This is a genomic window from Streptomyces sp. NPDC001515, from assembly GCF_053597115.1.
Map to the genome: position 1 here is coordinate 700,139 of NZ_JBSFHN010000001.1, position 14,261 is coordinate 714,399.

11 protein-coding genes are annotated in these 14,261 nt (G+C 72.1%); 8 read left to right on the plus strand and 3 right to left on the minus strand.

Annotated features, from left to right (window positions below):
* The first annotated feature begins 23 nt into the window (after nt 1–23).
* The 4 genes from aspS (at nt 24) to ACWCXC_RS03205 (ending at nt 4,698) form a co-directional block, all read left to right on the plus strand.
* Nucleotides 24–1,808: an aspartate--tRNA ligase gene (gene aspS / locus ACWCXC_RS03190; RefSeq protein ID WP_450886267.1), complete on the plus strand. Its 1,785-nt coding sequence runs from the start codon at nt 24–26 to the stop codon at nt 1,806–1,808.
* Nucleotides 1,809–2,015: 207 nt separating this feature from the next.
* Nucleotides 2,016–2,936 (plus strand): intradiol ring-cleavage dioxygenase, encoded by a 921-nt coding sequence (locus ACWCXC_RS03195; protein WP_450681396.1) that lies wholly within the window; start codon nt 2,016–2,018, stop codon nt 2,934–2,936.
* 309 nt (nt 2,937–3,245) lie between these two features.
* Nucleotides 3,246–4,049 (plus strand): L,D-transpeptidase family protein, encoded by an 804-nt coding sequence (locus ACWCXC_RS03200; protein WP_450886269.1) that lies wholly within the window; start codon nt 3,246–3,248, stop codon nt 4,047–4,049.
* A gap of 67 nt (nt 4,050–4,116) precedes the next feature.
* On the plus strand, nt 4,117–4,698 hold the full coding sequence (locus tag ACWCXC_RS03205; protein ID WP_450681398.1) for a Uma2 family endonuclease: 582 nt from the start codon (nt 4,117–4,119) through the stop codon (nt 4,696–4,698).
* A 67-nt stretch (nt 4,699–4,765) separates the two neighbouring features.
* Here the strand turns inward: ACWCXC_RS03205 and metG are convergent, their stop codons facing one another.
* Nucleotides 4,766–6,370 (minus strand): methionine--tRNA ligase, encoded by a 1,605-nt coding sequence (gene metG, locus ACWCXC_RS03210; protein ID WP_450681399.1) that lies wholly within the window; start codon nt 6,368–6,370, stop codon nt 4,766–4,768.
* A gap of 148 nt (nt 6,371–6,518) precedes the next feature.
* Between metG and ACWCXC_RS03215 the strand changes: the two genes are divergently transcribed.
* Nucleotides 6,519–7,172 (plus strand): response regulator transcription factor, encoded by a 654-nt coding sequence (locus ACWCXC_RS03215; RefSeq protein WP_450681461.1) that lies wholly within the window; start codon nt 6,519–6,521, stop codon nt 7,170–7,172.
* Nucleotides 7,169–8,380: a sensor histidine kinase gene (locus ACWCXC_RS03220; protein WP_450681400.1), complete on the plus strand. Its 1,212-nt coding sequence runs from the start codon at nt 7,169–7,171 to the stop codon at nt 8,378–8,380. Before ACWCXC_RS03215 ends, ACWCXC_RS03220 begins: the two co-directional genes overlap by 4 nt.
* Here ACWCXC_RS03220 and ACWCXC_RS03225 read toward each other — a convergent pair.
* Nucleotides 8,314–9,798, minus strand: a complete 1,485-nt coding sequence (locus ACWCXC_RS03225) for a VWA domain-containing protein (protein WP_450886272.1) — start codon at nt 9,796–9,798, stop codon at nt 8,314–8,316. The two genes, ACWCXC_RS03220 and ACWCXC_RS03225, sit on opposite strands and share 67 nt — an antisense overlap.
* Before the next feature lie 358 nt (nt 9,799–10,156).
* Between ACWCXC_RS03225 and ACWCXC_RS03230 the strand changes: the two genes are divergently transcribed.
* The gene (locus ACWCXC_RS03230) at nt 10,157–11,818 is read left to right on the plus strand and encodes a hypothetical protein (RefSeq protein ID WP_450681402.1); all 1,662 of its coding nucleotides are present in this window, start codon (nt 10,157–10,159) and stop codon (nt 11,816–11,818) included.
* A gap of 51 nt (nt 11,819–11,869) precedes the next feature.
* Complete coding sequence (locus tag ACWCXC_RS03235) at nt 11,870–12,271, plus strand: RNA-binding S4 domain-containing protein (RefSeq protein ID WP_450681403.1); 402 nt, start codon at nt 11,870–11,872, stop codon at nt 12,269–12,271.
* Between the two features lie 8 nt (nt 12,272–12,279).
* Here the strand turns inward: ACWCXC_RS03235 and ACWCXC_RS03240 are convergent, their stop codons facing one another.
* The gene (locus ACWCXC_RS03240) at nt 12,280–14,244 is read right to left on the minus strand and encodes an FUSC family protein (RefSeq protein ID WP_450886275.1); all 1,965 of its coding nucleotides are present in this window, start codon (nt 14,242–14,244) and stop codon (nt 12,280–12,282) included.
* Nucleotides 14,245–14,261 lie beyond the last annotated feature (17 nt).

Below are 14,261 nucleotides of genomic sequence, written 5' to 3' on the forward strand. Positions count from 1 at the left end.
CCGCGAAGACTGGATGAACGACGATGCATCGGTACAGGTCCCACACCTGCGGCGAGCTCCGCGCCTCTGACGTCGGCACCGACGTCCGGCTGAGCGGCTGGCTGCACAATCGCCGAGACCTGGGCGGCATCCTCTTCATCGATCTGCGCGACCACTACGGTCTGGTGCAGCTCGTCGCCCGTCCGGGCACGCCCGCCAACGAGGCGCTGTCGAAGCTGACCAAGGAGACCGTCGTCCGCGTCGACGGAACGGTCTCCGCCCGCGGCGCCGACAACGTCAACCCGGAGCTGCCCACCGGCGAGATCGAGATCGAGGTCTCCGAGGTCGAGGTGCTGGGCGAGGCCGCCCCGCTGCCCTTCACGATCAACACCGAGGACGGTGTGAACGAGGAGCGCCGCCTGGAGTACCGCTTCCTCGACCTGCGCCGCGAGCGCATGCACCGCAACATCATGCTGCGCTCTGCCGTCATCGCCTCCATCCGCTCCAAGATGGTCGCCCTCGGCTTCAACGAGATGGCGACGCCGATCCTCACCGCGACCTCCCCCGAGGGCGCCCGCGACTTCGTCGTCCCGTCCCGGCTGAACCCGGGCAAGTTCTACGCGCTGCCGCAGGCGCCGCAGCAGTTCAAGCAGCTGCTGATGATCTCCGGCTTCGACCGGTACTTCCAGATCGCGCCCTGCTTCCGCGACGAGGACGCCCGCGCCGACCGTTCGCCGGGCGAGTTCTACCAGCTCGACGTCGAGATGTCCTTCGTCGAGCAGGAGGACGTCTTCCGCCCGATCGAGAAGCTCATGACCGAGCTGTTCGAGGAGTTCGGCAACGGCCGCCACGTCACCTCGCCGTTCCCGCGCATCCCGTTCCGTGAGTCGATGCTGAAGTACGGCAACGACAAGCCGGACCTCCGCGCCAAGCTGGAGCTGGTCGACATCTCCGACGTCTTCGCGGACTCGGAGTTCAAGGCGTTCGCCGGCAAGCACGTCCGCGCCCTGCCGGTGCCGGACACCGCCGGTCAGTCGCGGAAGTTCTTCGACGGTCTCGGCGAGTACGCGGTCGAGCACGGTGCCAAGGGCCTGGCCTGGGTGCGCGTGGGCGAGGACGGCACGCTGGCCGGTCCGATCGCCAAGTTCCTCACCGAGGCGGACATCAAGACGCTCACCGAGCGGCTCTCCCTCGTCCCCGGCCACGCGGTGTTCTTCGGGGCCGGCGAGTTCGACGAGGTTTCCAAGATCATGTCGGCCGTCCGCGTCGAGGCCGCCAAGCGCGCCGGCCACTTCGAGGAGGGCGTCTTCCGCTTCTGCTGGATCGTCGACTTCCCGATGTACGAGAAGGACGAGGAGACCGGGAAGATCGACTTCTCGCACAACCCCTTCTCGATGCCCCAGGGCGGTCTGAAGGACCTGGAGGAGAAGGACCCGCTGGACATCCTCGCCTGGCAGTACGACATCGTCTGCAACGGCATCGAGCTGTCCTCCGGCGCCATCCGGAACCACGAGCCCGAGCTGATGATCAAGGCATTCGAGATCGCCGGCTACGACCGCGGCACCGTGGAGCGCGAGTTCGCGGGCATGCTCAAGGCCTTCCGCCTCGGCGCCCCGCCGCACGGCGGCATCGCCCCGGGCGTCGACCGCATCGTGATGCTGCTGGCCGACGAGCCCAACATCCGCGAGACGATCGCCTTCCCGCTGAACGGCAACGCGCAGGACCTGATGATGGGCGCGCCCACGGTGCTGGAGGAGGCCCGTCTGCGCGAGCTGAACATCCAGCTCCGCAAGCCGGCCGCCGGCACGAAGGACGCCGCCGACAAGTAGGAGGGATGCGCCCATCGGGTGCGTCCGGCGTGTTTCACGTGAAACGGCCCCCGCGCCGGAGCGAAGGCTCCCGGCGGGGGCCGTTCCGCGTCTTCTTCGGGGCGGTTCGCCTACGGAGCGGGAGCCGGGGCCGGGCCGCCGCAGACACACAGGTACGCACAGCCCGCGCCCATGTCCCTGCCAGCTCGGCTGTCTAGCCTCCCCCGCATGACGGACACACAAGAACCTTCACACAAGGCGGACTTGACTCGCCGGCGCATGCTCCTGGCCGGTGGTGCGGCCGTCGCGGCGGCCGGAATCGGCGCCGGGGCGGTCGCGAACGCCTCGGCCGGGGAGAGCGCCGGCCGGGGCAAGAACCCGGCCGACGCGAGGGAGGCGTGCTACCGGCTCACCTCGGAGACCACCGAGGGCCCGTACTACATCGACGCCGACAAGATCCGCAAGGACATCACGGAGGGCAAGGAGGGCATCCCGATGACCCTCCGGCTCAAGGTGATCGACTCCGACACCTGCAAGCCCGTCGAGCGGGCCGCCGTGGACATCTGGCACTGCGACGCGCTGGGGCTGTACTCGGGGTACGAGAGCATGAGCCAGGGCGGCCCCGGCGGTGGCGGCACCCCGCCGACCGGGCCGCCGCCGACCGGCGCCCCCACGGACGCGCCCACCGGCGCGCCTCCGTCCGGCGGCCCCGGAGGCCCTGGCGGCCACAGCGAGCCGACGGACGACAAGCGCTACCTGCGCGGCACCCAGCTCACCGACAAGCACGGCTATGTGGAGTTCCGGACGATCTTCCCGGGCTGGTACCAGGGCCGGGCCGTGCACATCCACACCAAGGTGCATGTCGGCGGGACGATGACCGACGCGGGCTACGAGGGCGGGCACACCTGCCACACCGGCCAGTTCTTCTTCGCCGAGGCGGCGGTGCTCGACTCGGCGAAGGTCGCGCCGTACTCCACCAGCACCACCACCCGCACCACGTTGACCGAGGACACCATCTACGACCAGAGCGGCGTCACCGGTGGGCTGATGAAGCTCTCGTACCGCAGGAAGCACATGGACCGGGGGGTCGTCGGCTCGATCACCATGGGCGTCGACCCGGACGAGACCCACGACGGCACGGGGATGTGAGCCGCCGGGACTGACCCCGCACCCCTTCCCCAGCGGCTTCCTCATGCCTCCGCGCCGCTGCGGGGGCGACGGGCCCGGCACCGGGCGTCCACCCCGGTGCCGGGCCCCTGCACGTGCCGTCCGCGTCGTCCGCTGCCCGGTCGCGGGCATTCCCATATGACGAATCACCCGAACGACGAGACCCGGATGGCCCCGGCCACGGATTGGCGGTCTCCGGCTGCGGCAAAGACTGCCTGGGACCGACCCCGGCCCGGCGGACCCGCGTGCCCGCGACGGCCCGGCGGCCGCCCGACCGCTGAGGAGCTCTCCGTGCCCGTGCCCCGTCCGCGCGTTCCGCTGCGTCTCCCGTACGTCGTCTGCGCCACCGTCCTCCTGCTGCTGGCCGGCTACGGATCGGGAGCCTTCGGCGGGCCGGGGGGCGGGTCCACCACCCGGGCGGACGGTGCCGCGGGCGTACCGGGCCCGCCCGGTGCCGCCTCCGCCTCCGCCTCCGCCCGGCCGCGCCCGCCCGCCCCGCCGCGCGAGATCCCCGGGCTCGGGCCCCGGACCAGGGCGCGCATCCCCGACGGGGCGCGTCAGGCCCTCGTCGTCACCGGCGAGTCCCCGGACTCCAACCGCTCCACGGCCGTCCTCTACACCCGGGACGACCCGGCCCTCGGCTGGCAGACCGCCCTGGCCCCCTGGCCCGCCCACAACGCCCTGAACGGCTGGACCCCCGAGCACTACGAGGGCGATCTGCGCTCCCCCGTCGGCGTCTTCTCCCTCACCGCCGCCGGCGGCCGCCTCGAACCCCCGGCCACCGCCTTCCCGTACGACCTCAGCCCCGACTTCACGGCCCACGGCGAGGGCTTCCACGGCGAACCGCTGGAGGGCTCCTTCGACTACGTCATCGCCATCGACTACAACCGCGTCCCCGGCACCTCCCCCCTCGACCCCACCCGCCCCCTCGGCGACGAACGCGGCGGCGGCATCTGGATCCACGTCGACCACGGCGGCCCCACCCAGGGCTGCGTCTCCGTCACCGAGGACCGCATGAAACAACTCCTCACCGTGCTCGACCCGGCGAAGGAGCCCGTGATCGTGATGGGGGACGCGGCGTCGCTGAGCGGCTGAAACGGACCGCGAGCCCAGGCCACCGCCCGTAGTCTGGATCTGCCCGACCGATTCCGAGGAGGCTGGCGTGACCGTGGTTGACGACCGTGTGCTGACCCAGGAGGTCTTCGAGGATCTGGCCCGTCACGCCATACGCATGGAAGAAGCGCTGCGTCTGGAATTCGTGAACGGGAAGTTGGGGGTCAAGGCTGTGCCGGACGGGGACCACGGGCGGATCATCGAGTGGCTTACTCGGCAGTGCATGCAGGCCGATCCCGGGCGCTGGCTCTACGCCGAACAGGGCCTGCGCATCGAGACGTACCGTAAGGGGAACGCCCGGCCCGACGGGGCGCTCGCCCGCAGTGGCACCTTCGTCGGCCAGGGCGAATGGGCCAGCCCGGACGGCGTTCTGATGGTCGTCGAGGTGACCTCCTACGACGAGGACACCGACCGCCGGGACCGGGTCGAGAAGCCGCGGGCGTACGCCGAGACCGGCATCCCGGTCTATCTGCTCATCGACCGCGAGACCTGCGAGGTCAAGGTGCACTCGCAGCCCGACGGGGTGCGGTACGAGACGGTGGTGACCGTGCCGTTCGGCAAGAGCGTCCGGCTTCCCGATCCGGTGGGCATCGAGCTGGACACCGAACCGCTCAAGGACTGGACGCGCTGACCCCCGGATACGGCGGAGGGGCGGGACCGTGGTGCGGTCCCGCCCCTCTCGCGTGGGTGCAGCCCCTTTACGCGGTCTTCTCCTCCAGGCGCGGGAACAGGACCGCGCCCTTCGTGACCGTGGCGCCGGCGGGGAGGAGGCCCCAGGTGCCGGCGTCCTGGACGGGCTGGTCGGCCAGGGCGCCGAGGGACTCCTCGGCGCCGAGGGACTCCCAGAGCTTCTGGGAGGTCTCCGGCATGACGGCGTTGAGCAGGACCGCGACACCGCGCAGGGACTCGGCGGCCGTGTAGAGGATCGTCGCCAGGCGGGCGCGGCCCTCCGGCGAGTCGTCCTTGGCGACCTTCCACGGCTCCTGCTCCGTGATGTAGCCGTTGACCTGCTTCACGAAGTCGAAGACCGCCAGGATGCCGCCCTGGAAGTCCAGCTCCTCGCCGATCTTCCGGTCGGCCGTGGCCACGGCCTTCGCCAGTCCGTCCCGGACCGCCTGCTCGGCCTCGCCCGCGGCCGTGGCCTCGGGGAGCGCGCCGCCGAAGTACTTGCCGACCATGGCCGCGACCCGCGACGCGAGGTTGCCGTAGTCGTTGGCCAGCTCGGAGGTGTAGCGGGCGCTGAAGTCCTCCCAGGAGAAGGAGCCGTCGCTGCCGTAGGCGATGGCCCGCAGGAAGTACCAGCGGTAGGCGTCCACGCCGAAGTGCGAGGTCAGGTCCTGCGGCTTGATGCCGGTCAGGTTGGACTTCGACATCTTCTCGCCGCCGACCATCAGCCAGCCGTTGGCGACGACCTTGCCGGGCAGCGGGAGGCCCTGCGCCATCAGCATGGCCGGCCAGATGACCGAGTGGAAGCGCAGGATGTCCTTGCCGATCAGGTGCACGTTCGCCGGGAACGTGCCGTCGAACTTCTCCTGGTTGGCGCCGTAGCCGACGGCCGTCGCGTAGTTCAGCAGGGCGTCGACCCACACGTAGATGACGTGCTTGTCGTCCCACGGGACCGGGACGCCCCAGTCGAACGTCGAGCGGGAGATCGACAGGTCCTGGAGGCCCTGCTTCACGAAGTTCACGATCTCGTTACGCGCGGACTCCGGCTGGATGAAGTCCGGGTTGGCCGCGTAGAACTCCAGGAGCTTCGGGCCGTACTCACTGAGCTTGAAGAAGTAGTTCTCCTCCTTGAGGATCTCCACCGGCTTCTTGTGGATCGGGCACAGCTTGACGCCGTCCTCGTCCTCGATCAGATCGCCGGGGAGCTTGTACTCCTCGCAGCCCACGCAGTACGGGCCCTCGTAGCCGCCCTTGTAGATCTCGCCCTTGTCGTACAGGTCCTGCACGAACTCCTGCACACGGTCCGTGTGCCGCTTCTCCGTCGTCCGGATGAAGTCGTCGTTCGCGATGTTCAGGTGCTCCCAGAGGGGCTTCCAGGACTCCTCGACGAGCTTGTCGCACCACTCCTGGGGTGTGACGCCGTTCGTCTCGGCCGTGCGCATGATCTTCTGACCGTGCTCGTCCGTGCCGGTGAGGTACCACACCTTCTCGCCGCGCTGGCGGTGCCAGCGGGTGAGCACGTCGCCTGCGACGGTCGTATAGGCGTGGCCCAGGTGAGGAGCGTCGTTTACGTAGTAGATGGGGGTCGAGACGTAGAACGCCGTCGCCGCCTGCTTCTCGGATCCAGTGGCCGCCATGGTCGAAATCCTAACGGTCCGGGGGAGAACCCCTCGCACGGATAAACCCCGCCCCGGGGACGGAGACCTTTGCGAAACATCCCTTCCCGTAGCAAAGACGCATCCTGGGAGGGAGTGGACACGCATGCACGAGGCAGGGGACATCACGATGCGGGTACTGGTCGCCGAGGACGAGGAGATTCTGGCGGAACTGGTCGCCACCGGGCTGCGACGGGCCGGGTTCGCCGTCGACACCGTGTACAGCGGCGACGCCGCCCAGGCCTACCTCGGCCTGCACGACTACGACGTCGTCGTCCTGGACCGCGATCTGCCCCGGGTGCACGGCGACGACGTCGCCCGCCAGCTGGTCGCCTCCGGCTCCCGCACCAGGATTCTCATGCTCACCGCCGCCGGCAGCATGGAGGACCGGGTCTCCGGCCTCGACCTGGGCGCCGACGACTACCTGGGCAAGCCCTTCGAGTTCCCCGAGCTGGTCTCCCGGGTCCGCGCCCTGCGGCGGCGCAGCGCCCGCCCCGTGCCGCCGCAGCTGGCCCGGCACGGCATCCGGCTCGACACCGTGCGCCGCACCGCGAGCCGCGACGGCCGCGAGCTGGACCTCTCGCCGAAGGAGTTCACCGTGCTCCAGCTGCTGCTGGAGGCCGACGGCGCCACCGTCAGCGCCGAGGAGCTGCTGGAACGGGCCTGGGACGCCAACGCCGACCCCTTCACCGGGGCCGTCCGCGTCTGCATGAGCAAGCTCCGCGCCAAGCTCGGCGAGCCGAACGTCATCCGCACCGTGCAGGGCGTGGGGTACGCCCTGTGAAGCGCCCGGCCCTCCTGCCCCGCCTCACCATCCGGACCCGGATCGCGCTCGTGTACGGCGGGGTCTTCCTGGTGCTCGGTACGGCGCTGCTCGCGACCGTCAATCTGGCCTCCCGCTCAGGAACGGACTCCCAGGCGCGCGCCATCGCCCGGAGCGCCGCCGTCGTCCAGCCCGGCTACGCGGTCAACGGCCCCCTCGTGACCCGCCGCAACCTCGGCCCGCCGACCGTCTACGACCTCACCGACCACGTCAGCGACGCGGCCGGGGACGAGCTCCTGTACTGGTCGATCGCGGCCCTGCTGGTGATGACGGCCTGCGCGGTCGCGGTCGGCTGGTGGACCGCCGGGCGGGTCCTGCGGCCCGTGCACGCCATGACGGCCAAGGCCCGCCGGCTCTCCGCGCACACCCTCCACGAACGGATCGGCTCCCACGGCCCCGACGACGAGCTGAAGGAGCTGGGCGAGACCCTCGACGCGCTGCTCGCCCGGCTGGAGAAGGCGTTCGACGGCCAGCGGCGGTTCATCGCCAACGCCTCCCACGAGCTGCGCACCCCGCTGGCCACCCAGCGGGCCGCGATCCAGATCGGCCTGGACGATCCGACGCCGGAGGACCTGGTCCGCACCCGGCAGACGCTGCTGGACAACAACCGGCGCAGCGAACGGCTCATCGAGGGGCTGCTGCTGCTCGCGCGCAGTGAGCGCGGATTGGGGGAGGGCGAGCGGGAGGCCGTGGACCTGGCGCGCGTGGTGGCGGAGGAGTCGGCCTGCCACCCGGGCGCGACCGTGGACGCGGAGCCGTGCGAGGTGCGCGGCAACCGGGTGCTGCTGGCCCGTCTGGTGGCCAATCTCGTCGCCAACGCGACGACGTACAACGTGCCCGGCGGGCGGGTGGACGTGTCCCTGACGCACGTCGGCGCGGGGGTGCTGCTGGAGGTGCGCAACACCGGGCCGGTGGTGGACGCGGCGGACGTCCCCGGGCTCTTCGAGCCGTTCCGGCGCGGTGAGGGGCGGGACAGGACGGGGCCGGGCTCGGGGCTCGGCCTGTCGATCGTGCGCTCCATCGCGGTCGCGCACGGCGGTACGGTCACGGCGGTGCCGGGCCCGGAGGGCGGGCTCGCCGTGACCGTACGCCTGCCGGCCGGTCAGGCGCCGGCTTCCGGCTCCCGGGCCGCGAACCAGGCGGCCGGGGCGGCCAGGACCTCGCGGTAGAACGCGGCGTCCGCGACCTCGCGGGGCGCGGGGCCGGCGTGGAAGAAGCCGGCGTTCGGGGCGTCCAGCTTCCGCAGGAAGTCGAAGCCCTTGGCGTCCTGCTCGCCGAAGGCGACGAACTGGAAGAACAGCGGCAGCCGGGCCGCGTCCGTCAGTGCCTGGCGGGCGGCCTGCTTGACGTCCGGCGGGCCGTCCGTCTGGAAGACGACCAGCGCCGGTCCGGTCCGCCCGGACGCCTCGTAGTGCGAGACGACCTCCTCGACGGCGCGGTGGTAGTTCGTCCGGCCGAGGCGGCCGAGGCCGGCGTTCAGCTCGTCGATCCGGCCCGCGTGGCCGTCCAGCTCCACGGTGCCCGTGCCGTCGATGTCGGTCGAGAAGAACACCACCTGGACGGTGGCGGCCTCGTCGAGGTGGGCGGCCAGGGCCATCGTGCGGTCGCCCAGGTGCTGGGCGCTGCCGTCCTTGTAGAACGGGCGCATCGAGCCGGAGCGGTCGAGCACCAGGTAGACGGCGGCCCGTGCGCCGGTCAGGCCGTGGGCCTTCAGCCCGGCCTGGGCGGCCTTGTACATCCCGACCAGCTCCGGCGCGCGCGTCTTGACCTTGGCCAGCGTGAGCGCGGGCTTGCCGGCGGGGGGCGCCGGGGTCGCGGGGGCAGGGGCCTCGGCGGCCGGTTCGGCGGTGGCGGGCTCCTCGGCGGCCGGTTCGGTGGCGGCGGGGGTGGGCTCCTCGGCGGGGGCCGGCTCCGGCTCCGGTTCCGGGGTGGCGGCCTCGGGCTCGGGGGCCGGGGCGGGCTCCTCGGTGGCGGGCTCGGGCTCCTGGGTGGCGGGCTCGGCGGTGGCGGTCGGCTCGGCCTTGACCGGCTCCGGCTTCGTCTCTGCCTCGGCCTTCACCGGCTCGGGCTTCGTCTCTGCCTCGGCCTTCACCGGCTCGGGCTTCGTCTCTGCCTCGGCCTTCACCGGCTCGGGCTTCGCCACCTCCGGCTTCGCCACCTCCGGCTTCGCCACCTCCGGCTTCGCCACCTCCGGCTTCGCCACCTCCGGCTTCGCCACCTCCGGCTTCGCCTCCGTCACCGCCGTGCGCTCGCTCTGGGCCGGGACCGTGGCCACGGGCTTCGGGGCGGGGGCGGCCGGGTTGTCGAAGGCGGCGGCCACCAGGTCGGCGGCGGCTCCGCCGTCCTCCGACGCCGTGGAGCGCCTGGGGGACGCGGGGGCGGGGACGGTGGTCCGGGCGGCGGCGGCTGGGGCGGGCTCGGACGCGGCCTCGGCCACCGGCTCCGACGCGCCCGCGGGCTCCGGCTCCGGCGCCGGCTCCGTGGCCAGGGTGCGCTCGCTCTGGGACGGGACCGTGGCCGTGGTCGGCTCGTCCTGCTCCGTGCGGTCACGGCCGAACACCTTGCGCAGCAAGCTCCGAATGCCCATGGGCGAGGCCTTTCGCATGAGTTGGGTGCGATATATGTCCGTACTGCGGGAATTGATCCCTGGCCAGGGCGGATACGTAAGGTTAGCGGCCGTATCCGGCCCTCCGGTGGTGCGGCCCGCCCTGTGGGTGAACCGATCCCGGACCGATTCCGGACCGATTCCTGACCGACTCCGGACCGATTCCGGACCGAGTCCTGTGCGGGCGGTGTGCGGACCTTGTGGGTGTCGTCGTCAAGTGACCGATGTCTGCCGCAAGGTGCTCTTTCTTGTTGCTAGCGTGATCGAACGGTGTGCCTGACGCTCAGTCAGGCACACCGATTTCTTTGTTCCTCCCATGCGCGACAAGAAGGGCTCTCCCATGCGGAACCCATCCCGCCGAATACGGCTCGCGGCCTGTGCCGCCGCGGCCGGGGCGATGCTTTCCGGCCTGGTGCCGGCCGCCTACGCCTCCGCCCCCGCCGCCGGTCCCGCCACCGCGGCCCCTGCCGCCGACGACCCCGTACAGGGCCACGAGGGCATGCCCGACGACGGGTTCGACGACGAACCCGAGGGCGAGCAGGACGATACGGCCGGGCCCGGCACGGCCGCGGCGAGCCGGGGCGCCCTGGCGGCGGCCGCCCCGGCGCCCGGCCGGCCCGCCGACTTCGCGCTGGCCAAGGGCACGGATCTGTCCGGGCTGGTCGCGAAGTTGACGGCGAGCCTTCCCAGTCAGGGGCTCACCGAGTTGATGACCCAGGCCAACCGCGATTCCCCCGCCTGCGGATCGCCCACCGTCTACGGCCCGGACCTCACCGCCGACCAGCGCTTCTGCTGGAAGTCCGACGACGCCGTCTCCACCGAATGGGTGCCGCAGGCCATTTCGGGTGTTTCGGATGCCCAGGAGGACGAGGACTGGGGCACCTCGGACGCCGATCCCGTCGCCGTGGCCGGGTACGACGCGAAGAACCCGGGCCGCAGCGACTACGCGGCCGGCCGCGACAACTGCGTGCAGACGTCCGCGAGCGACGCCTGCAACGAGAAGGGCGTCCGGGTCACCTTCTTCAACCAGAAGACCCGGATGTACCGCCATGTGCTGCTGGCCTGGCCGTACATGAACTCCAAGGACCACATCTCCTTCGACGCCCTGCACGCCGCCGAGGGCAGCTGCGTCTCCACCGTCACGCCGAGCTGCGCCGCGCAGAACGGCATCCACGCCGGCGGCATGGTCTGGTACGGCAACTACCTCTACGTCGCCGACACCGCCAACGGCATGCGGGTCTTCGACTTCCGCCGGATCCTGGACCTCAACCCGGACAACGACGCGGACGTCAACGACCCGACCCCCGACGGGCTCGTCAGCGACGTCCTGGACAAGAAGCGGATCGGGCGGCAGAGCAACGTCTGGTACGCCTACGGCTACCGCTACGTGATGCCGCAGGTGGCGTCGCTGAAGTTCACCGCCGCCAAGAACGGTGGCCCGACCTCCGGCAACCAGTGCTACAACACCGGCCGCCCCAAGGCCTCGTACCTCTCGCTCGATCGCACGGGCACCGACCACATGATCATCGGGGAGTACTGCAACACCAACAACGGCGGTGACCCCGGCCGGGTCGCCACCTACCCGATGGCCTCGCTCGCCGCCGCCGTCGAGGGCGCGACCGGCACGGCCGTGAGCGCCGACGAGGCGTACGGGCTCCCGGTCGGAGCCACGTTCAACGGCGAGGCCCTGTGGCACAAGTTCCAGGGCGCGATGCGCTACGAGGGTGCCTGGTACTTCCACCGCAGCAACGCTTCGTCCCACGGGCTGCTGCTCCAGGCCACCGTGGGCACCGTCGACGGCGCCGCGCGGCTCGTCGGCAACGCGAAGACCCTGCGGTCGACGATCGGACCCGAGGACCTGTACCTCGCCCACGGGCGCGGCGACAACCTCCCGCCGAGGCTCTGGTCGCTGAGCGAGCACGCCACCACCGCCGACTGCTCCGCCTGCGCCCGTGAGGTGTACAGCTACCCGATGGCGGACGTGGTCTCCTCCTTCGGCTGACCGCCGCCCGGGGACCGCATCGGTCCGGCGCCCCGCACTACAGTCGGACCCATGGTTTCGGGTGAGGCGCCGCAGGCGGCGGGCAGTGTGCGGGTCGATGTCTGGATCTGGTCGGTCCGGCTCACGAAGACCCGCGCACAGGCGGCCGCCGCCTGCCGCGCCGGACATGTGAAGGTCGCCGGTGAGCGGGCCAAGCCCGCCCAGGCGGTGCGCGTCGGCGACGAGGTGCGGCTGCGGCACGCGGGCCGGGACCGGATCGTCGTGGTGTCGAAGATCGTCAAGAAGCGGGTCGGGCCGCCGGCGGCGGCCGAGTGCTTCATCGACAACAGCCCGCCCCCGCCGCCCCGCGAGGCCGCGATCCAGGTTCCGGTACGGGACCGGGGCGCGGGCCGGCCGACCAAGCGGGACCGTCGCGAGATGGACCGGCTGCGGGGCGGCGGCCCCGTGGACTGACGGGCTTCCTACGGCGCGGGCGAGGCGATCGCCCGCGCCGCCGCCACCTCCTGGCGCAGCGGGGCCAACACGCCGTGCTCGTCCCCGGGGAGTTCGGCGCGCACCTCCACCAGGACCTCGCTGGCCCGCAGCCCCTCGGCCAGTTCGCGCAGTTGGGTGGCGACCGCGGCCACCTCCTCCGGTTCCGGTTCCGGCGCTCCGTGGTCGACGCGGACCCGGGCCGCCGTCGTGGCGTCCACGATGCGTTCCACGGCCACCACCAGCGGCCACCAGGCGGCGGCGCGCGGTCCGGTGGGCGGCGGCTCGGTCAGCGCGCGCTGGAACTCGGAGCGCACGGACGACAGGTCGCGGTAGAGGCGGCGCCGCGACCGGACCCGTTCCGCCCTGTCGCCGCCCGGCTCGAAGGCGTACGCGACGTAGCCGGCGGTGTCCGCCACCGCGTCGGCCAGCCGGTGCCCGATCCGGGTGTGCCAGCTCTCCGGCCAGAGCAGATATCCGGCCACCAGCACGATTCCGCAGCCGATCAGGCTGTCCAGCAGCCGAGGCCAGACCAGGCCGACGCCCTGGTGGTTGAGCAGGTCCGACAGGAGCAGGATGACCGGGGTGACCGCCGCCGTCTGGAAGGCGTAGCCCTTCGCGGTGAGCGCCGGGATCAGCGCCGCGAGCACCATCATCACCGGCACGTCCCACCACCCGATCGGCACCTCCGCGAGCACCGGGGCCGCGACGACGAGCCCGGCCGCCGTGCCCACGGCGCGCAGCACCGCGCGGGAGAACACCGAACCGAAGTCCGGCTTGAGGACGAAGGTGACGGTCAGCGCCACCCAGTACGAGCGGGGCACGGCGATCAGCGAGGTCAGCGCCTGGGCCAGTCCGATGCAGAGCGCCAGGCGCAGCCCGTACCGCCAGGACGTCCCCGAGAGCAGCACCGTGCGGGCCGCGCGCCGGACGCGGACGCCGAGCGCGGCCGGGCGGCCGAGCCGGTCGTCGACGTTGAACGGGGCGGGGTCGGTCTTGTGGACGACCACGGCGGCGTGCCGCAGGGCGCCGTCGACGGCCCGGGTGGCGGGCGAGTCGGGCGCGGGCAGGTCCGGTTCGCCGCCGCCGGTGCGCCCGGCGGCCATGTCGGCGGCCAGCCCGCGCACGGCCTCCGGGATCGCGTCCGGCAGCCGGATTCCGCGCACGTGGACGGCGGGCGCGGCCTCGACCAGCGGGATGACCACGTTGAGCTGGGAGAGCAGCCGCACCCCCGTCCCGCTGCGGCCGTGGTAGCGGCTGCGGTGGGCGAGGATCAGGTCGTAGGAGGTGTTGAGGGACTCGGTGACCGCCTGCCGCTTCGCCTCGTACGCCGGTCCGCCCGCGGCGGCCAGCAGTTCGGCGACCGCGAGATAGGTGGACACGACGGCGGCCCGCTCCGGACGTTTGCTCCGCAACGGCCAGGCCAGCAGGGTGAGGGCCAGGACGAACAGACCGCCCACGGTCAGCAGCAGCGGCGCCACCCACCACGGGTCCGGCATCGGCAGACCCGCCCCCACCACCGCGTTGAGCAGGAGCAGCAGACCGGACACGGAGGCGACCGCGCCGATCGTCGACATCATTCCGGAGACCAGGCCGATGAGCGTGAGCACCAGGACGGCCGTCCAGCCCGTGCCGTACACCAGGGTGCCGGTCATGAGGCCCAGGGCGCCGAACACCTGCGGCACGGCGATGTTGAGGACCCGCATCCGGTACGCGTCGGCGGTGTCGCCGATGACCCCGGAGAGCGCGCCCATGGAGACCAGCGCCCCGTACACCGGCCGGTCGGCGGCGAAGCCGACCGCGAGCGGGGCGGCCAGGGCGACGGCGGCGCGGCCGACGGCGGCCCAGGGCACGGGGGTGGGGCGGGGGCGCAGACCATAGCGCAGCCAGACCGGCGGTGTGCCCCGGCGCTGCGCCGGGGTGGTGGACGGCTTTCCCTCGGTCCCGGTGGTCACCCGCGTCCCCCTCGTCC

Excerpts from the sequence above, each read along its gene's own strand:
- ACWCXC_RS03195 (WP_450681396.1), top strand. The coding sequence starts at position 2,016 with ATGACGGACACACAAGAACCTTCACACAAGGCGGACTTGACTCGCCGG.
- metG (WP_450681399.1), bottom strand. The coding sequence starts at position 6,370 with ATGGCGGCCACTGGATCCGAGAAGCAGGCGGCGACGGCGTTCTACGTC.
- ACWCXC_RS03225 (WP_450886272.1), bottom strand. The coding sequence starts at position 9,798 with ATGGGCATTCGGAGCTTGCTGCGCAAGGTGTTCGGCCGTGACCGCACG.
- ACWCXC_RS03230 (WP_450681402.1), top strand. The coding sequence starts at position 10,157 with ATGCGGAACCCATCCCGCCGAATACGGCTCGCGGCCTGTGCCGCCGCG.
- ACWCXC_RS03215 (WP_450681461.1), top strand. The coding sequence starts at position 6,519 with ATGCGGGTACTGGTCGCCGAGGACGAGGAGATTCTGGCGGAACTGGTC.
- aspS (WP_450886267.1), top strand. The coding sequence starts at position 24 with ATGCATCGGTACAGGTCCCACACCTGCGGCGAGCTCCGCGCCTCTGAC.
- ACWCXC_RS03235 (WP_450681403.1), top strand. The coding sequence starts at position 11,870 with ATGGTTTCGGGTGAGGCGCCGCAGGCGGCGGGCAGTGTGCGGGTCGAT.